The sequence below is a fragment of the Acetobacter sp. DmW_136 genome, assembly GCF_008690365.1.
GTDB classification, from domain to species: Bacteria; Pseudomonadota; Alphaproteobacteria; order Acetobacterales; family Acetobacteraceae; genus Acetobacter; species Acetobacter oryzifermentans.
In genome coordinates this window covers 1-17,567 of sequence record NZ_VHON01000034.1, presented here as the reverse complement: position 1 = coordinate 17,567, position 17,567 = coordinate 1, and the positions used below count along the sequence as shown (strand labels likewise).

The 17,567-nt window shown below is 55.1% G+C and carries 15 protein-coding genes; 7 read left to right on the top strand and 8 right to left on the bottom strand.

Annotated elements, in window-relative coordinates:
- Positions 1-116 precede the first annotated feature (116 nt).
- The 7 genes from budA to FKW31_RS11425 all read left to right on the top strand — a co-directional run bounded on the left by budA (position 117) and on the right by FKW31_RS11425 (position 8,651).
- Positions 117-899, top strand: coding sequence for an acetolactate decarboxylase (gene budA / locus FKW31_RS11460; protein ID WP_035352548.1), 783 nt, complete (start codon positions 117-119; stop codon positions 897-899).
- An 80-nt stretch (positions 900-979) separates the two neighbouring features.
- Positions 980-2,668, top strand: a complete 1,689-nt coding sequence (alsS, locus tag FKW31_RS11455; RefSeq protein ID WP_035352550.1) for an acetolactate synthase AlsS — start codon at positions 980-982, stop codon at positions 2,666-2,668.
- A 330-nt stretch (positions 2,669-2,998) separates the two neighbouring features.
- Entirely contained in the window at positions 2,999-4,693 is a 1,695-nt protein-coding gene (locus tag FKW31_RS11445) for a thiamine pyrophosphate-dependent enzyme (protein WP_006116937.1), read from the top strand.
- Positions 4,694-4,724: 31 nt separating this feature from the next.
- A complete protein-coding gene (locus FKW31_RS11440) occupies positions 4,725-5,468 on the top strand; it encodes a (Fe-S)-binding protein (protein ID WP_035352553.1) in 744 nt (247 codons plus the stop codon).
- Positions 5,465-6,868 carry a lactate utilization protein B gene (locus FKW31_RS11435; RefSeq protein ID WP_063353527.1) on the top strand — a complete coding sequence of 468 codons (1,404 nt, stop codon included), beginning with the start codon at positions 5,465-5,467 and terminating at the stop codon, positions 6,866-6,868. The genes FKW31_RS11440 and FKW31_RS11435 overlap by 4 nt, the downstream gene beginning before the upstream one ends.
- Positions 6,865-7,455 (top strand): LUD domain-containing protein, encoded by a 591-nt coding sequence (locus FKW31_RS11430; RefSeq protein WP_035352556.1) that lies wholly within the window; start codon positions 6,865-6,867, stop codon positions 7,453-7,455. Before FKW31_RS11435 ends, FKW31_RS11430 begins: the two co-directional genes overlap by 4 nt.
- Positions 7,456-7,646: 191 nt before the next feature.
- On the top strand, positions 7,647-8,651 hold the full coding sequence (locus FKW31_RS11425; RefSeq protein ID WP_150178604.1) for a multidrug resistance efflux transporter family protein: 1,005 nt from the start codon (positions 7,647-7,649) through the stop codon (positions 8,649-8,651).
- A 66-nt stretch (positions 8,652-8,717) separates the two neighbouring features.
- Here FKW31_RS11425 and murA read toward each other — a convergent pair whose 3' ends face one another.
- The 8 genes from murA to FKW31_RS11385 form a co-directional block, all read right to left on the bottom strand.
- Positions 8,718-9,980 (bottom strand): UDP-N-acetylglucosamine 1-carboxyvinyltransferase, encoded by a 1,263-nt coding sequence (gene murA, locus FKW31_RS11420; RefSeq protein ID WP_006116941.1) that lies wholly within the window; start codon positions 9,978-9,980, stop codon positions 8,718-8,720.
- Between the two features lie 8 nt (positions 9,981-9,988).
- Complete coding sequence (dcd, locus tag FKW31_RS11415) at positions 9,989-10,543, bottom strand: dCTP deaminase (RefSeq protein WP_012812446.1); 555 nt, start codon at positions 10,541-10,543, stop codon at positions 9,989-9,991.
- The gene (locus FKW31_RS11410; protein ID WP_006116944.1) at positions 10,534-10,764 is read right to left on the bottom strand and encodes a hypothetical protein; all 231 of its coding nucleotides are present in this window, start codon (positions 10,762-10,764) and stop codon (positions 10,534-10,536) included. The genes dcd and FKW31_RS11410 overlap by 10 nt, the downstream gene beginning before the upstream one ends.
- 106 nt (positions 10,765-10,870) lie before the next feature.
- Positions 10,871-12,676, bottom strand: coding sequence for a carbohydrate porin (locus FKW31_RS11405; RefSeq protein ID WP_150178598.1), 1,806 nt, complete (start codon positions 12,674-12,676; stop codon positions 10,871-10,873).
- A 288-nt stretch (positions 12,677-12,964) separates the two neighbouring features.
- Positions 12,965-13,852, bottom strand: a complete 888-nt coding sequence (hpnK, locus tag FKW31_RS11400; protein WP_035352559.1) for a hopanoid biosynthesis-associated protein HpnK — start codon at positions 13,850-13,852, stop codon at positions 12,965-12,967.
- A 99-nt stretch (positions 13,853-13,951) separates the two neighbouring features.
- Entirely contained in the window at positions 13,952-15,382 is a 1,431-nt protein-coding gene (gene hpnJ, locus FKW31_RS11395) for a hopanoid biosynthesis associated radical SAM protein HpnJ (protein WP_006116947.1), read from the bottom strand.
- 133 nt (positions 15,383-15,515) lie between these two features.
- Entirely contained in the window at positions 15,516-16,685 is a 1,170-nt protein-coding gene (hpnI, locus tag FKW31_RS11390; RefSeq protein ID WP_006116948.1) for a bacteriohopanetetrol glucosamine biosynthesis glycosyltransferase HpnI, read from the bottom strand.
- A gap of 80 nt (positions 16,686-16,765) precedes the next feature.
- Positions 16,766-17,419 carry an ABC transporter substrate-binding protein gene (locus FKW31_RS11385; protein WP_063353530.1) on the bottom strand — a complete coding sequence of 218 codons (654 nt, stop codon included), beginning with the start codon at positions 17,417-17,419 and terminating at the stop codon, positions 16,766-16,768.
- Positions 17,420-17,567: the final 148 nt, after the last annotated feature.

Genomic DNA, 17,567 nt, shown 5'->3' with positions numbered 1-17,567 from the left:
GTATATGTAATACATATGGATAACGTGTTCAATATATATTGGAAGACTGGCTGCCACTGTTATAACGTGCGTGCGAAACGAACTTAAACCACCATGCGTTTGTGGGAGTATGCAGCATGAAAAAACAGTCGGTGATGGACATGGATGTCCGCTCTTCTGCCCTTGGTAACGGCGTGCTGAAAAAGCCTGTTACAAACCGTTTGTACCAGACCTCTACCATGGCAGCCCTGCTGGATGCGGTGTACGATGGTGAAACCACGCTGGATGAGCTGCTCCAGCACGGTAACTTCGGCCTTGGCACCTTTAACGCACTAGATGGCGAAATGATTGTGACGGACGGCGTTGTGCGCCAGTTTCGTGCAGAAGGTTTGGCCGCAGAAGTGCCCGGTTCTCTTAAAACGCCTTTTGCATGTGTAACTTATTTTGAACCGGAAAAAAAAGTTACTATCGATTCCCCCAAAACCAAGGAAACGTTTGAAGAGCTGGTGGATAGCCTGCTGGGTAACCCCAACCTGTTTGGCGCTATTCGCTTTACGGGTGAATTCCAGCGCGTTGATACCCGCACGGTGTTCTGCCAGTGCAAGCCGTATCCGCATATGTTGGAAGTGGTGAAAAAGCAGCCCACTTGCACCATGGAAAACGTTATGGGCACCATGATTGGCTTCCGCACCCCGGTTTACATGCAGGGTGTGAATGTTGCGGGCTACCACTTGCACTTCCTTTCTGAAGATAGCAAACGTGGCGGGCACGTTACAGAATATCGCCTTGTGCGCGGTCAGCTTGAAGTGGCCTCCATTTCCGATCTGGAAATTCAGTTGCCCCGTACGGAACAGTTTGCCAAGGCGGATCTGAACCCCGAAAGCCTGAGCGAAGCGATCCGTATTGCTGAAGGCGGCTGAGCCTCCATTCGCTGAATATTTTTAACGGGGCTGCTGAAAACAGCTTTCTGACAGCCCAGTTTTTGCAGGACAGAACTCAAATGACCAATCCGGCAGACAACGCCGCTCAGTGCGGTGCGGAGCTTATTGTCAAAAATCTGGAAGCCCATGGCGTTAAGCACGTGTTCGGTATTCCGGGTGCTAAGGTGGATCGTCTGTTTGATGCGCTGGTGGATTCCTCCATCACCACCGTTGTCACGCGGCATGAACAAAACGCAGCTTTTATTGCAGGTGGCCTTGGCCGTCTGACAGGTAAGGCAGGCGTGTGCATTGCCACATCCGGCCCCGGTGCTTCCAACTTTGTAACCGGCCTTGCCACCGCCAATTCAGAAGGCGACCCGGTGCTGGCTATTGGTGGCGCCGTAAAACTGGCAGACCGTCTGAAGCTGACGCACCAGACCATGGATACGGTCAACCTGTTTAAGCCCATCACCAAATACAGTGTAGAGCTGACAACCCCGGTTGCGATTTCTGAAGTGATGGCCAATGCTTTCCGCTTTGCAGAAGGTGGCCGCCCCGGTGCAGCTTTTGTCAGCACGCCTATGGATGTGCTGTCCATGCCTGCACAGGCGCCGGTTCTGGCTGGCCGTCCGCTGCCGCGCGTTGGCGGTGCCCCGGCTGATGTGATTGCAGAAGCCGCAACCATGCTGAAAAACGCCAAGCGTCCTGTGGTTCTGTTGGGCATGCTGGCCAGCCGCCCAGATGTGGCAGATGGCGTGCGCGCTTTTGTAAAAGCAACAGGCGTGCCGGTTGTGGGCACCTATCAGGCTGCGGGTGCGGTTTCTGAAGATCTGGTGGATCGTTTTGGTGGCCGCGTTGGCTTGTTCCGCAACCAGCATGGTGACCAGCTTCTGCACGAAGCCGATGTGGTTGTGGCTATTGGCTACAACCCGGTAGAATACGATCCGTGGCTGTGGAACGTGAATGATGACCGCAAGATCATTAACGTAGATATCGTTCCCGCGGAACTGGATAACGCCTACGTTCCAGCTATTGAGCTGATTGGTGAAATTGCGCCAACACTCACAGTACTGGCAAAAGATGCAGGCAAGCTAACCCGTGCGCCAGAACTGGAAACTGTTCTGGAAGGCTACAAAAAAGCCCGTACCACCGCGCTGCTGGAAGCCCGCAGCACCAGCAACAATGCCGTGCACCCGCTCCAGATCGTGCGTGAGCTGGAACAGTTTGTAACCCCGGATATGACACTGTGCCTGGATATGGGCACCTTCCATATCTGGCTGGCACGTTATCTGCTGTCCTTCCGGGCGCGCCAGGTGCTTATTAGCAATGGTCAGCAAACAATGGGTGTGGGCCTGCCGTGGGGTATTGCCGCAAGCCTGCTGAACCCGGCGCAGAAAGTGCTGTCCATTTCTGGTGATGGTGGCTTCATGATGTCCAGCATGGAGCTGGAAACGGCTGTGCGCCTGAAGTGCAACCTGATCCACATGGTTTGGATTGATGAAGCCTATAACATGGTGGAAATGCAGGAGCAGAAGAAATATGGCCGTGGTTCCGGCGTGAACTTTGGCCCCATTGATTTTGCAAAATATGCAGAATCCTGTGGCGCAACGGGCATTAACGCCACCACGGAAGACGAAGTGCGTCAGGCCCTGCGCACGGCTATGGATGTAGAAGGCCCGGTGGTTATTGCTGTGCCGGTAGATTATTCCCACAACCATTTGCTCATGCAGCCACTGGCTCAGTTGGGTGAAACGAGTGCCGCAGCGTAAAGCTGCGCAAAAAACGCAGGCCAGATTTTTCTGCTGATGTGCGCGCCGCCTGTTTTGCAAAATGCCATATTTTGTTATAACAAGCGGCGTAGCAGTTCAGGCTGCCAGAAAGGGCAGCGCAGCATGACAGAAATCCGGGCCAGCAATGCAGATGTTAACAGTCTGCCTGATTGTGAATTCCCCTGCATATTTCTGCCAGTCTATTCAGAGTAGGGGCATGAACAAATCCTTTCAGCCGTGCAAAGTGTATATACAGTTGGGCAAAGGCGCGTGTGCCAATGCGCAGGCTGTGGCACAGTTGCCAAAACGGCAGAATAGGGGGCAGGGGTAATGGCAGTAACATCTGTAGAAATGGCAGGCGGCAAAACCCGGCGTGGTGCAGCGGTTTTGCTGGAAGTGCTGCGAAGTGAAGGGGTTGAATACATATTCGGCAACCCCGGCACCACGGAACTGCCGCTTATAGATGCTCTGTTAGAAGTGCCCAACGTGCATTACGTTCTGGGCCTTCAGGAAGCCAGCGTGGTGGCTATGGCCGATGGGTACGCGCAGGCTGCCCGTAAACCGGCTTTTTTAAACCTGCACACAGCAGGTGGGTTGGGCCATGGCATGGGCAATCTGCTTAATGCCAGTGTTTCTCAAACCCCATTAGTGGTTACTGCCGGGCAGCAGGATTCCCGCCACACTATTTCTGATCCACTTTTATTTGGTGATCTGGTGCAGATTGCCCGCCCCGCCGTAAAATGGGCGCAGGAAGTGGCCCATGCAGATCAACTTCCTGTTTTACTGCGCCGTGCTTTTCATGATTCCACAGCAGCCCCTACAGGGCCGGTTTTTTTGTCACTCCCCATGGATGTGATGGAAGAAATGAGCAGTGTTGATATTGGTGAACCTTCCAATATCAACCGTCAGGCCGTAGCGGGGGGGCTGCCAGAACTGGCGCGTGCCCTTACATCCCTGCGCCCCGGCAAGGTGGCCATTATTGCGGGGGATGAGGTCTATGCCTCGGATGCCGCAGCAGAAGTGGCCGCTGTGGCAGAGTGTTTGGGTGCGCCGGTTTATGGTTCTTCATGGCCATCACGCATTCCGTTTGCCACGGCGCATCCGTTGTGGTGCGGTAATCTGCCCACACAAGCCACGGGCATTGCAGAAAAGCTAAGCGGATACGATGCCATTTTCGCATTGGGTGGCAAATCCCTTATCACCATTCTGTACACAGAAGGCCCGGCCCTGCCGCCATCCTGTGCGGTGTATCAGATGTCTTCCGATGTGCGAGATCTGGGACGCACGTTTTGGACACCGCTTTCCGTGGTGGGGGATATTCGTGCATCCTTGCAGGCGTTGTTGCCTATGTTGCAGCAGGCGGCAGCCCCGCAGCGTGCTGCCTATGCGGCATCGGGCCAGAAGGTGGCAGAAGCCCGCCGCGCGCAGCGTGCGCAGGCCGTGGCAGAGGTGCTGGCCCATCCGGTAGATGCCGTTATTTCCCCTCGCGTTGCCGCGTGGGAGACGGTGCGCGCCATTGGCCCGGATATTGCCATTGTGGATGAGGCCATTGCCACTTCATCCGATGTGCGGTTGTTTTTAGAAAGTGCATGGTCTGCCCAGTATTCCTTCCTGCGTGGTGGAGCACTGGGTTGGGGCATGCCTGCGGCTGTTGGGGCCTCACTTGGCCTTGGGCGGGACAGGGTTGTTTCATTGGTGGGGGATGGGGCAGCCCTGTATTCCCCACAGGCCTTGTGGACAGCCGCACACGAAAAGCTGCCCGTTACTTTTGTTGTGATGAACAATTGCGAGTACAATGTGCTCAAGAACTTCATGCGGCAGCAAAACAACTATATCTCTGCGCAGGAAGGTACATATCCCGCCATGGATATTGTTGATCCAAAAATAGACTATCAGGCTCTGGCCCGGTCCATGGGGGTGCCTTCCAGCAGAGTAACACGGGCGGCGGATATTGCGCCTACGCTGGAAGCAGCATTAGCGACCGATGGCCCCGCGCTTGTTGAAATTATGATTGCAGCGGGCTGAGAGTGTCAGGCTGCAAAAACCGGGGGTGCGTATGAAAATCGGGTTGTTTATTCCTTGTTATATAGATGCGTTTTATCCAAACGCAGGGATTGCCACGCTGCAACTGCTGGAAAAGCTGGACCAGGATGTAGAATACCCCATGGAACAAACCTGCTGTGGCCAGCCAATGGCCAATTCAGGCTGTAACCGGGATGCTGCCTCTGCTGAGGCACTGTTTGTCAAACTCTTTGCCAAATACGATGCCATTGTTATGCCGTCTGGCAGTTGTACCCACCATGTGCGGGACAACTTTGATGCCATTCCGCAAACGGATGAAGTGCGGCATGTGCGTGAAAACACCTTTGAACTGGTGGAATTTCTGCACGATGTGCTGAAGGTAGACAATTTCCCGTGGGCGGAATTTCCGCATAAGGTGGGCCTGCATAATAGCTGCGGCACCCTGCGCGCCCTGCGCACGGCCAGCATGTCTGAACTGGGTGAGCCGTTCTTTTCCAAACCGATGGATCTGCTTTCCAAAGTGAAAGGCATTTCCTTTGCGCATCCCAAACGGCCAGATGAATGCTGCGGTTTTGGTGGCACCTTCTCGGTTACGGAAGAAGCCGTTTCCGCCAAAATGGGGGTGGATAAGGTAACAGATCATCATAAAGCCGGGGCGGAATACATTGTTTCTGCCGATACGTCCTGCATGATGCACCAGCAAGGGTGTGCGGAACGGGCTGGGGTTCCCATCCGCTTCATTCATATTGCTGAAATTCTGAATGGAGCACGGGAATGAAGGTTAAACCAGTCAATCACGCTCTAGCGGCTGAAAAGTTCATTGAAGACGTTGCGCATGAAAGTTTTCATGATGAACGCTTGTGGGACCTGCGCCAGAAGCGTGATGAGCAGATGCACATTCTGCCAGAATGGCAGGAACTGCGCACCCGTGCCTCCCAGATAAAAGAACACACGCTGGCCAATCTGCCCGAATATCTGGAGCAGTTTGAAGCCAACGCCAAAAAGAACGGTATTCACGTTCATTGGGCAGCCGATGGCGCGGAACACAACCGCATTGTTGGCGAAATTCTGGAAAAACACGGCGCCAAATCACTTATCAAAAGTAAGTCGATGGTGACCGAAGAATGCCAGATGCGCGAATATCTGGAACCACGCGGCGTTACAGTTACCGAGACAGACCTTGGTGAACGTATCCAGCAGTTGGATAACCAGATGCCCAGCCACATTGTGGTGCCAGCCGTGCATAAGCTGATACCAGACGTGGCCAAGATTTTTGCCGAGCACTATCACACAGATCCAAACGACAATAGCGCGCAGTCTTTGGCATGGCAGCAGCGTTTGGCCGCGCGTCCGGTTATTCTGTCTGCTGATGCGGGGATGACAGGCGGCAACTTTGTTGTGGCGGAAACGGGCTCCTTTGTTGTTTGCACCAATGAAGGCAATGCAGATCTAAGCGCTACCGTGCCGGGGCTGCATATTGCCACTATCGGGATCGAACGCCTTGTGCCGCGTATGGCGGATATGGGGGTGTTTATCCGCCTGCTTTCCCGCAGTGCGTTGGGCTCTCCTATCACGCAGTACACCACGCATTTCCGTGGCCCGCAAAAGGGGAGCGAAATGCATGTGGTGTTGGTGGATAATGGCCGTTCACACCGCCTTGGCATGCAGGATTTCTGGACATCGCTTAAGTGTATTCGCTGCGGTGCGTGTATGAACACCTGCCCGGTGTATCGTCGCTCCGGTGGGCTGTCTTACGGCGCTGTGTATTCTGGCCCGATTGGCGCAATTATTGATCCGACCTTTAACGAGCGTAAATACAGCACGCTGCCGTTTGCTTCCACCATGAACGGAAGCTGCACCAATGTTTGCCCGGTTAAGATCAATATTCACGAGCAGCTTTATAAATGGCGGCGCGTGCTGGCCGAACATCATGAACTGCCGTTTGTAAAACGTGAGATCATGCACATGGCGGGCAAGCTTATGGGTCAGCCCAAGCTATACCGTGCCGCCATTAACGGTACGGAGGTGGCCCTTAGCACCATGCCGCGCTTTGTGCTGTATAACTGGCTGAACCCGTGGGGCAAGCACCGTGAACTGCCGCACCCCGTAAAAACCACCTTCAACAGTTGGTACAAGAAAAACCGCCTGAACATACAGAAGGAAAGGGAAAAAGCATGAGCTCGCGTGATGCCATTCTAGCCCGTTTGCGGGATAACCGCCCAGACCCCACCGCCCATCCCCTCCCCCCCGTTGCCAAGCTGGGTGATATGGATGCAGGCAAGGCGCGTTTTGAAAACAGCCTGCAAATTATTGGCGGCCAGGTTCTGGAACGGCAGGAAAACGATACGCTGGCAACAGCTATTGCCCGCACCTTTCCGGATTCCAAGGTTATCTGCTCTGCTGTGCCGGATTTTGAAGGCACAATCCGGATTGAAGATCTGGATTCCCCACAGCAGGCGGCCTCGGTGGATGTGCTGGTTGTGCGCTCACCTTTCGGTATTGCCGAAATGGGCTCCATCTATTTGAGCGAAGCGCAGCTGAACAGCCTAAACTCCGCCGCGCATCTGACACAGCATATTGTGGTTATTCTTTCCCCCAAAAATCTAACCGCAAACATGCACACCGCTTATATAGATCGCCCAGAATTCCACACCGCCAATTACGGCGTGCTGATGAGCGGGCCTTCCGCCACGGCTGATATTCAGGGTGTTCTGGTGCGTGGTGCGCAGGGCGTGCGCACGCTTTCCGTGTGGTGGGAAGACTAATCCCGCCTACCTGAAAAACAGCGTTTTTAAAAAAGCCGGAGCGGGTATCAGCCTGCTCCGGCTTTTTTGTATGTGCAGCCCAAGCATTGCGCTCTTGTATTATTCGTTAACACATCGCACAGAATGTAAGGGCAGGTTCTGGCCTGCCTATGGTTGAAAAAGGCTGTGGTTATAAAACAGGTGGCGCAGATATGGCGGATAACAACACAGCGGTAGCGCCTATTTTGGATGGTGCAGATATGCGGCATGGTGGTGCGGGGGCTCCCCGGCTTATTGGGTTGGGGTTAATTGCCTCGGCCCTGTTTTCTGTCACCTTTGTGCTTAATCGGTCTATCAGCCTGCATGGTGGGCATTGGGTGTGGAGTGCCGCACTCCGTTATATTGAAACCGCTTTTCTGCTGTTGGCATGGGGCTTTGTGGCCAAAGGCCCGCGCTGGGGGGCGGCAATCTGGCGCCTGTTCTGGCAAAAGCTGCGCTTCTGGCTGGTGGCGGGCGGTATTGGGTATGGTGTCTTTTACGCCTGCTGTTGCTTTGCCGCCAATCATGCCCCCGGCTGGATAGTTGCCGCCACGTGGCAAAGCACCATTTTGGCCACGCCTATCGTGTTATGGGCCTTTGGCGGCAAGGTGCCTTTACGCGGTGTGGCGTTTTTGGTGCTTATTTTTGCGGGTATCGTTATTCTCAATGCAGGGCGGTTGGAAGCTGGCGTGCCGTTGGCACAAATTGCCTCTGGCGTGGTGCCGTTGCTGGTGGCGGCGTTCTGTTACCCCATTGGTAACCAGTTGCTTAATCGGTTTCGCCATCAGGCTGGCCCACATGCTGCATTGTTGCAAGACCCCCTAGCTGCTGTTTTGTTAATGACACTCGGCGCTCTACCGTTTTTTGCGGCCCTGTTGCTGCTGGTGCGCCCCCCATTGCCAGATATGGGGCAGATAACATCCACGGGCCTTATTGCATTGTTTGCAGGCTGTTTGGCCACGCCCTTGTTTATCTATGCGCGCAATCTATCTTCAGATCCGTATTTGATTGCCGCCGTAGATGCCACACAGGCGGGAGAAGTGGGTTTTACCTTGGTGGGGGAAGCCCTGCTGTTGGGCAGCATTTCACTTGGAATAGCAGATTATGCGGGTCTTATTGCTGTTATAGGCGGCCTGATAGGCTTTGCCGTAAGTGAGGAAACAGCGCCCGAAGGCTGAATAGAAAAACGGGTGGGGCATTGCGGCCACCACCCGTTTTTCAAACTTGGCCCGTTGGGTTTTGGCTTAGTCCCGCACGCGCTCAATCTGTGCGCCACAGGCTGCCAGTTTGCGTTCCACAGCCTCATACCCTCGGTCTAGGTGATACACGCGGCTGAGGATGGTTTCCCCATGCGCGGCAAGCCCTGCCAGAATGAGAGAGAAAGAAGCCCGCAAATCTGTTGCCATAACAGGTGCGCCAGAAAGGCTGTGCACACCGCGGATAATGGCGGAAGACCCATGCACGTTAATGCGTGCGCCCATGCGGTTTAGCTCTGGCACATGCATGAAACGGTTTTCGAAAATGGTTTCCGTAATCATGGAGGCCCCTTCGGCCACAGAAAGCAGCGCCATAAACTGGGCCTGCATATCTGTAGGGAAACCGGGGTAGGGCTCTGTCATAATATCAATGCCACGTAGCGCGCCAGTGCGGCGCACGCGCATAACATTGCCTTCCTGCGTGACTTCCACGCCGGTTTCTTCCAGCGCACGCACCACAGCGCCCAGATGGTCTACATGCCCATCAATCAGGCGTAGGTCACCCCCGGTAATAGCGGCGGCGCAGGCATAGGTGCCGCATTCAATACGGTCTGGCATAATACGGTGATTTGCACCGTGCAGGGCTTCTACGCCATCAATGGTAATGGTGCCGGTGCCTGCGCCAGAAATGCGTGCACCCATGGCGTTCAGGCAGTTGGCCAGATCCACCATTTCCGGCTCACGCGCGGCATTCACAATTTCCGTGCGCCCTTTGGCAAGGGTGGCGGCCATCATGATATTTTCCGTAGCCCCAACAGAGGCAAACGGCAGAATAACGCGCTCACCCTTCAACCCCTTGGGGGCGCGGGCATGAATATAGCCGTTTTCCAGCGTAATTTCTGCACCCAGAGTTTCCAGCCCCTTTAGGTGCATATCTACAGGGCGTGTGCCAATGGCGCACCCACCGGGGAGTGAAACACGGGCTTCATGGCAGCGGGCCAGCAGTGGGCCAAGTACCAGAATGGATGCACGCATTTTGGAAACAATATCGTACGGCGCTTCGGTATTGGTAATGTCACCACCAACGGAAATGGTGGAGCCATCTCCATTTACGTCTTCCACTTCCAACCCATGCTGGCGCAACAGGGCGCGCATGGTGCCAATATCGGCAATGCGCGGCACGTTGGAAAGCACCAGCCGTTCAGATGTGAGCAGCCCAGCTACCAGCAGCTTCAGGCCTGCGTTTTTGGCACCGCCAATGGTAATTTCGCCGTGCAGGGGGCGTCCGCCCCGGATGATGAAACGATCCATGGTCTCTCTTACATCCGCGGGGTGGCAACGCCACGCTGGCCCATATACTTACCGGCCCGATCTGCGTAGCTTACTTCGCACGGGCTTTCACCCTTAAAGAACAGAAACTGGCAAATGCCTTCATTGGCATAAATGCGAGCAGGCAACGGCGTGGTGTTGCTGATCTCGATCGTCACCTGTCCTTCCCATTCTGGTTCTAAAGGGGTGACGTTGACGATAATGCCGCAGCGCGCATAGGTGGATTTGCCCAAGCATACTACCAGTACATCACGCGGGATACGGAAGTATTCAATCGTATGGGCCAGCACAAAGCTGTTGGGCGGAATAATGCACACATCGGCCCGGCGGGAAACAAAGCCATCCGGGCTGAAGTTTTTGGGGTCTACAATGGCGTTGTTTACATCCGTAAAAATACGGAAATCATCAGCCACGCGGGCATCATACCCGTAGGAGGAAAGACCGTAGGAAATAACGCCTTCGCGCTTCTGGTTTTCCACAAACGGTTCAATCATGCCGTGGTCCTGTGCCATCTGGCGGATCCATGTGTCTGGCATCACGGGCATGTCTTATCTTCTCCGGTAGGGTGGCGGTTTTGTGCGCCGGGTTCAGAACTGGTGGGGGTGGCAGAATCTGTTGTGTCCTGCCGGGTGCGTGCCTGTTCCTTGCGGCGGCGCAAGTTTGCACGCAGCGCCGCAGCCTGCCGGGCCATGCGCTCGGCGCGGGCAGCTTCCGCTTTAGAGGAAAGGCGGGGGCCGGAAGATGTTTTTTCGGGCGTATCAGTCATGCCGGTATGCAGCAGGCCAGTCGCGTAGGTTGAACGTTCGACAGGCTGACTAGCAGAGGCAGCCCGCCCTGACTAGGGCAGACTGCATATGGATGGACAAAACCTGCTAGAGGTTGGCAATAACCTTAAGGCCCATCATGCCCGCATTGCGGATTTTATGTGTTTCGCCGGGGTGTATCATATACTGGAACTCTGGCTGCACCAGCAGGCCGGGCAGGGCATCAATACCATAATAAGCCTCAATCACATCAGACGAATGCTGCACGCCGTACACACCGCTTGGCAGGCCGTATCCGCCATCCAGCGCCAGTTGTTCACTCTGCCGCCGCCGGTTGCTGACCTTGTACCATGAAAACATCATGCCCAGACGGTCTGTCATGCGGGAGGGAATAACCCCTACAAGGGAAATACCGCCATAAAGCTGGTCGGACACATTTACGGCGCGCGGGGTTACGTGGATGTAGCCGCCCATCAGGTAGCCACCGGCCATCATATTACGCCCACCAAGGCGATACACCATCTGGTCTGCTTCCAGCCAGAACATGTCAGACGGGGCGGAGCGTGCGCCAGGCACCTGTGCGGCAACAGCGCTTGGCAGGGCCGAACCAATTTTATCGGCATAACGCGTGGTGTCATGCGCGTAGCCCAGCACATAATGCCCCGGCAGACGGTTACGCGTTAAAAAGGGCTGCCACGTAAATTCGATGGGCAAGGAAATACCGGTGGCGTGTTCTGCCCCCCATGCCCAGCCAGAGGGGTTTTCGTTGAGCGCGCCAACAGAATATGCGCCAATCTGGATAGCCGTATCCCATGTGGGGCGGAAGCGGATACGCGCCCCCCATGTGGCTTTTGGATACACGCTCATGCCCGGATTTTGTTTGATAGCCACAGGCGCAGAACAGGTAACCATGAACGAGCAGAGCAGAGGTGATGTGGCAAACACATGGGTAAGTGACATACGCCCGAAAATGACATCCAGCGTGTTGTTGCGGAATTTCTTTTCAGCGTACAAATCCACCAAGTGGGCCACCACGTTGCCGGAAAGAGAATACACTTCCTGCAAACCAACGTAGGATTCGCCCACGCGCGTGCTCTGAATAGCCTTACCGGCGCGTTCCATCACCAGTGCATGTACAGACCACCCGCCCAGACTGGGGTTCATTTTACCCAGATCGAAAATGGTCTGAAGGGTAAGCTCATGCACATAGCTTGTGCCTTTTTGACCCGGGCGGCCCCCGGCAAACAGGCCATTGGCTTCCCCTTTATAAGTAAAGGAAAAGGTAAAGCCTTTTTCACGCAGCCGGTTCCGGAAAGGGGAAAGCTGCGGAATAAGCGCGCCAGATCCCGCCGTGGGCACGTAGTACGGATCGTTCAGATCCGTATCCCGCAGTGCATCCAGATTGGGGGGCAACATGCGGGATGGGCCTTCTGTGGGCAGGATGGAATCCAGTTCCACCTTATGAAAAGCCGAGGCATCTCCCGATGGCCCTACAGGCTGCACGCTCATGGTGGCCATACCGGGAAACGGCAGAACAGGCACACCGCTGGGCGGAATAGGCGTGTTGGGGGGGCGACGAATGGCGTTGAGATCCGGGCCGAGGGATTCTGCATCCAGCGGGCGTGCTGCCTTTGCCGGGGCGGCGTGCACCTTGTTGTTTCCCGGCGTAATAATGGCATCGGATACAGGTGCTACGGCTGTTTGGGCCGTAAGCGGAGATGTGGCGGTGCTTTGCGCCTGTGCCGCATTGTGTGTGCCAACAGGCAATACAACAGCCGCGCAGCCTGCAAGCAGCACAGAAAGGGCGGTAGGAGATGCACGCCCGGGCATATCATGCTCCGCTTTATAGCGGCATGTTTTTAAAAAAGTCATTCCGCTTCCCGCAAAATCATGAGTGTCGGAAATGTTGACCACAATGCTGGTAAGGAAAAAGCTCCGTAGAGCCAGCCTGTCTGTTTAAGGCAGCATGGTGAGCCAGCGCAGATAGCCGGACAATTCACCTTTTAGCGCAAAGGCAGCGGATGAACGCAAAGCGCGAGGGCTTAAGATGCAAGACATGGGACAAACCATTATTGTTGTTTTTGGTTGTTGGCCCCTCATCACAAACAGAAGCAATCTGTGTGGTCAAGTCAGGATTTGTAATAATATTTCCTAAAATAGGATAATAATGAAATAAAAGCCAATATCGGAATGTATTTTTTGTTATAACGGTAATTTTGCAACAGGTGGCACATTGTCCTGCGGCATCTTTAAATCCTGCCAGCCACATAGCTGCGCATGGGCATGTTCCAGCCCGGCCCGAAAGCCCGGAGAACACAAAGCTTTGAATTCGGCTTCCTGCTCATAAGTTGGCATCAGCCTTTGCAGCAAAGCGTTTTTATGTGTGGCGGGGTGGAAGTAGATTTCAGAAACACCTTCGGGCAGATGTGCAGCCAGTGCGGCCACGCGGTCTGTTGTCATGTGGCCGCTCCATGCCAGCCCAAAGCACCAGTCATTTGTTTTCATGCCAGCGGCATGGGCTTGATGGCGCAAAAGGCTTGTCCACCGGCGGAGGGCAGCATCACCCAGCGTATCTGTATAGGTGCCAGCGGCGTAAAGGGGTTCGGGCGGTTCTAGCGGCACGCGCACGGCATTTAGCCCATAGCGTTTGCCAATGGTTATAAGCAGGTGCCCAACCGTGGGGTGCAGGTGCATGTGTTTGTGGGCGTTGGCATGGTCTAGCCGCAGGCCGGTGCGGCGGAAGGCTTCAAACTGGGCGGTAATTTCGGCTTCCAGTTCTCGGCGTCCTTCCGGGCGGAAAAAGTAATCCACCCCCAAGCCAAATTGAGAGGATGAAAACCATCCATCTGGCTGAGTAATCAGCGGCAGGCTGGTATGGGGCAGCACAGCCGGGCCTTCTATCACCACAAGGTGCAGGCCAACATTTAGGGTAGGCAGGCGTTTGGCCCGTTCTATGGCATCATCTACAGCCTCACCCGCAACCATGAGGCTGGCTGTTGAAAGCAGGCCATTGCGATGGGCAATTTCAATTGCCTCATTCACTTCAACCGACATGCCGAAATCATCGGCAGAGATAATGGCGCGTTTCATAACAGAACCCCTGATCTTGCTCCGGCTGTATCTAGCACCGGCAGGGGGCACATGTCATGGGCGGAGACATTTTGCCCCCGCCCATGTGGCATGCGTGGGTTACGCAGCGTCCTTACGGTTCTTAAGGAACTGGAAGAATTCCACACCTTCACGCAGGCGGCGCTTCATCATCTGCGGAGACCGCACCATTTCACCCAGAATGGAGGCAATCTTGGGCGCACGGAAATAGAACTTCTTGTAGAAGTCTTCCACGCTGCTGAAGATTTCTGTGTGAGACAGGTGCGGGTAATGCAGCGGTGCAATCTGCACGCCCTTATCATCCAGCAGCTCTGCGTTGTTTTCATCCAGCCAGCCGTTTTCCGTGGCCTGCTTGTGCAGGGCTGTGCCCGGATATGGCGCAGCAAGGGAAACCTGCAACGTGTGCGGGTTGATTTCCTGCGCGAAGCGGATGGTTTCCTGAATGGTTTCCTTGGTTTCACCCGGCAGGCCCAGAATGAAGGTGCCGTGGATTTTAATACCAAGTTCGTGGCAGTTTTTGGTGAACTCACGCGCCACTTCAACGCGCATACCCTTCTTGATGTTATGAAGGATCTGCTGGTTGCCGCTTTCATACCCAACCAGAAGCAGGCGCAGGCCGTTATCACGCAGCACTTTCAGTGTTTCGCGCGGCACATTGGCTTTTGCGTTACAAGACCATGTAACACCCAGCTTGCCCAGCTCACGCGCAATGGCTTCTGCACGTGGCAGGTCATCGGTGAAGGTGTCATCATCAAAGAAGAACTCTTTCACCTGCGGGAAGTACTGCTTGGCCAGACGAATTTCAGCCGCAACGTGCTGCGGACTGCGTGTGCGGTAGCGATGGCCCCCCACTGTTTGCGGCCACAGGCAGAACGTGCAACGGGATTTACAGCCACGGCCCGTGTAGATGGAAATGTAGGGGTGCATGAGGTACCCAATAAAGTAGTCCTCAATACGCAGATCCCGTTTGTACACTTCGGTAACGAAGGGCAGGCTGTCCATGTCTTCAATCATGGCGCGGTCACGGTTGGCAATAATTTCGCCATCCTTGTTGCGCCATGTAATGCCATCTACATCCTTGAAGTCACGGCCTTCGGCAATTTCCTTGATTGTGTAATCAAATTCATTGCGGGCCACAAAATCAATTGGCGCGCCTTTCAGCAGGCTTTCTTCTGGCTGAACAGCAACCTTTGCACCCACCATCCCGATTTTCAGGTTGGGGTTTACGTCTTTAAGCATCTGCGCCACTTCCACATCCTTTGCGAAGGATGGGGTGGAGGTGTGCAGGATAACCAGATCGCGGTTTTTTACATCTTCCAGAATCGGTTCCATGCCGATACCTGCTGGCGGGGCATCAATCAGGCGGCTGCCTTCAACCATTGCTGCGGGCTGGGCCAGCCATGTCGGATACCAGAAGGACTTGATTTCGCGCCGCGCCTGATAGCGCGAGCCTGCGCCACCATCAAAACCGTCAAAAGTCGGGGGCTGCAGGAAAAGTGTTCTCATCGTCATCGGTTTTTATCCTGACAAGGGCGTGAAGCGGTTGGAGCCGGCAAAAAAGCGGTCTGCAAGGCTTCCATGGTCATTTAGCTGAGGGATTTACTCTGGGCTGTTAGCAGAAGGCAAGTGTTGCGTGCACCGGGGTTTACTGTCTGGCGGAAAGACCACCAGATGAAGGAGGCCCAACCGGGTGAGGGGCCACATGCATGGTCTGCCCCCGCCAATGCACTTCTGTGCCGCTGGCGCTGCCCACCATAATGGCGGCGGAAAGCCAGTCCCGCACAGGCAAAAGCAGAAGTGGCCAAAGCGGGCGAGACCCTACAGTGCGGTCTATTACTAACGCGGTAAGGCAGCGAAAGCCCCATACACCCCAGAAAAAAGGGAGTGTCCACGCTGCGTGGGGCTGGAACAGAACCACCAACGTAGCCCAGAACAGTGGAAGCTGGATTGAAGAAGCCGCATAGCCCGCCGGTGCAAGCGTGCAGACTGTGCGGCCCCATCTTAACTCGTGCTTTAACAATTCTGTAAAATTGGATTCGGCAATGGTGGTCCATGTTAGGCAGTCGGCAATGGTAATATCCATGCCTAACTGGCGTACAAGGCGGCCCAGCAGGGCATCATCCGCCACATGCGGCAACAGGGCTTCCAACCCACCCACCTGTTCCAGCGTTTCACGCCGCAGGGCCATGGTGGCGCCCAGACAATCCTGCCGCCCCAAATAGCGGGAAAGAATCACGCCGGGCAGAAAGTTGTGGTTGATCTGGCAAGCGGCCAGCATCTGCACCACGGTGCGCCGTGCTGGTAGCCCCGCGTATAGGGTTGTAACCAACCCTGTGTTGGGTTTGCTCAGCCCGGCCACAATATGTTGAAGATAATCCGGGCTGACATGAATATCAGAATCGGAAATAACCAGAATATCGTGCTTGGCCTGTGGCAGGATATTCATCAGGTTGCTGATCTTGCGGTTTAGCCCGTGCAGCACGGGGTTAACCACCAGATCCATATCCAGTTCCGGGTGGCGTTCTTGCAGGCGGCGCACAATGGCTATGGCCGGATCATCTGCATCCCGCACACCAAACAGAATCTGAACTTGCGGGTAATCCTGCGTACAAAAGCTTTCTAACGCTTCTTCCAGCAGGGGTTCAGAGCCATAAAGAGGCTTTAAAACTGTAACCGGCGGGCTGTTTTTAAGAACAACCGGCTTGTGCTCCTTGCGGCGGAAACGGGCCAGAAGGCCCGCCCCCAAAGAAGATTGCACGCAGCCGGTCACAGCCAGCACCGCGCTGGCCGCAGCTAGAAACGGAAAGGCGGACATTATACCTCAACCGTTTTATGGCCCCGTCGGGGCGCTGTTTTCTTTCTGCTGCGGCGCACGATGTTGCTTCTCGCTTCTGCTTAATCTTTGGAGTAGTTCTGAACCTTGCGGTTCAGCACATTAATCAGACCCTGCACACCGCCAGAGTTCAGCGTGGAGCTGAAGTCAGACCGCTGGGCAGCCGCCTGGCTGATGCGGGAATCGCTGAGCAGCACATCGGTAATTTTCCATGCACCACCTTCGTTGTGCATGATGTAGCTCACAGCCGTACCGGGCATGCTGTCATCAGACCCGATATGGGTTTCCACAATTTTGCCGCCGCCAGCAGGGGCATCCGTAACAGACGGAGAAACGGTGAAGCGGGCACCAGAACCGGGCTTAAAGCTGGAGACATAGCGCGCAATGGTAAAGTTGCGGAACGCTGCCAGCAGGTTCTGCTTGTCGCTCGGGCTCAGGCTCTCATAGCGCAGGCCAACAGAGGCCTTGAGCACGGCTTCAAGATCGTAAGCCTGATCCACAGCGCCAGCAACTATCTGGCTGCGGTCAGCAAAGCTGCTGTGCGCGTTCTGAACCTGATCCAGCGCTTTGTACAGCGACTGGATGGGCGCGCTTACGGCACTTGCCGGAGCAGACTGGGCAAAAGCTGCCGGAGCGGAAATGCCAGCGCCAGCAACCGGAAGGAGGGCCATGGTCATACCAAACACAAGGCCTGCACGAATGGAAAAGCGTTTCATGGCTTAAGATTTTGTCCCGGTTGCGCGGTTTGGCAAGATCGCTTCAAGCATGTCACCGATGCCCAATGCGCTTAGAGCTGTTCCGACGATGTGCGGAGCGGAGAGCCCTGCCTCGGCATATTGGGCGGCCTGAGTGTTATGGTCAATA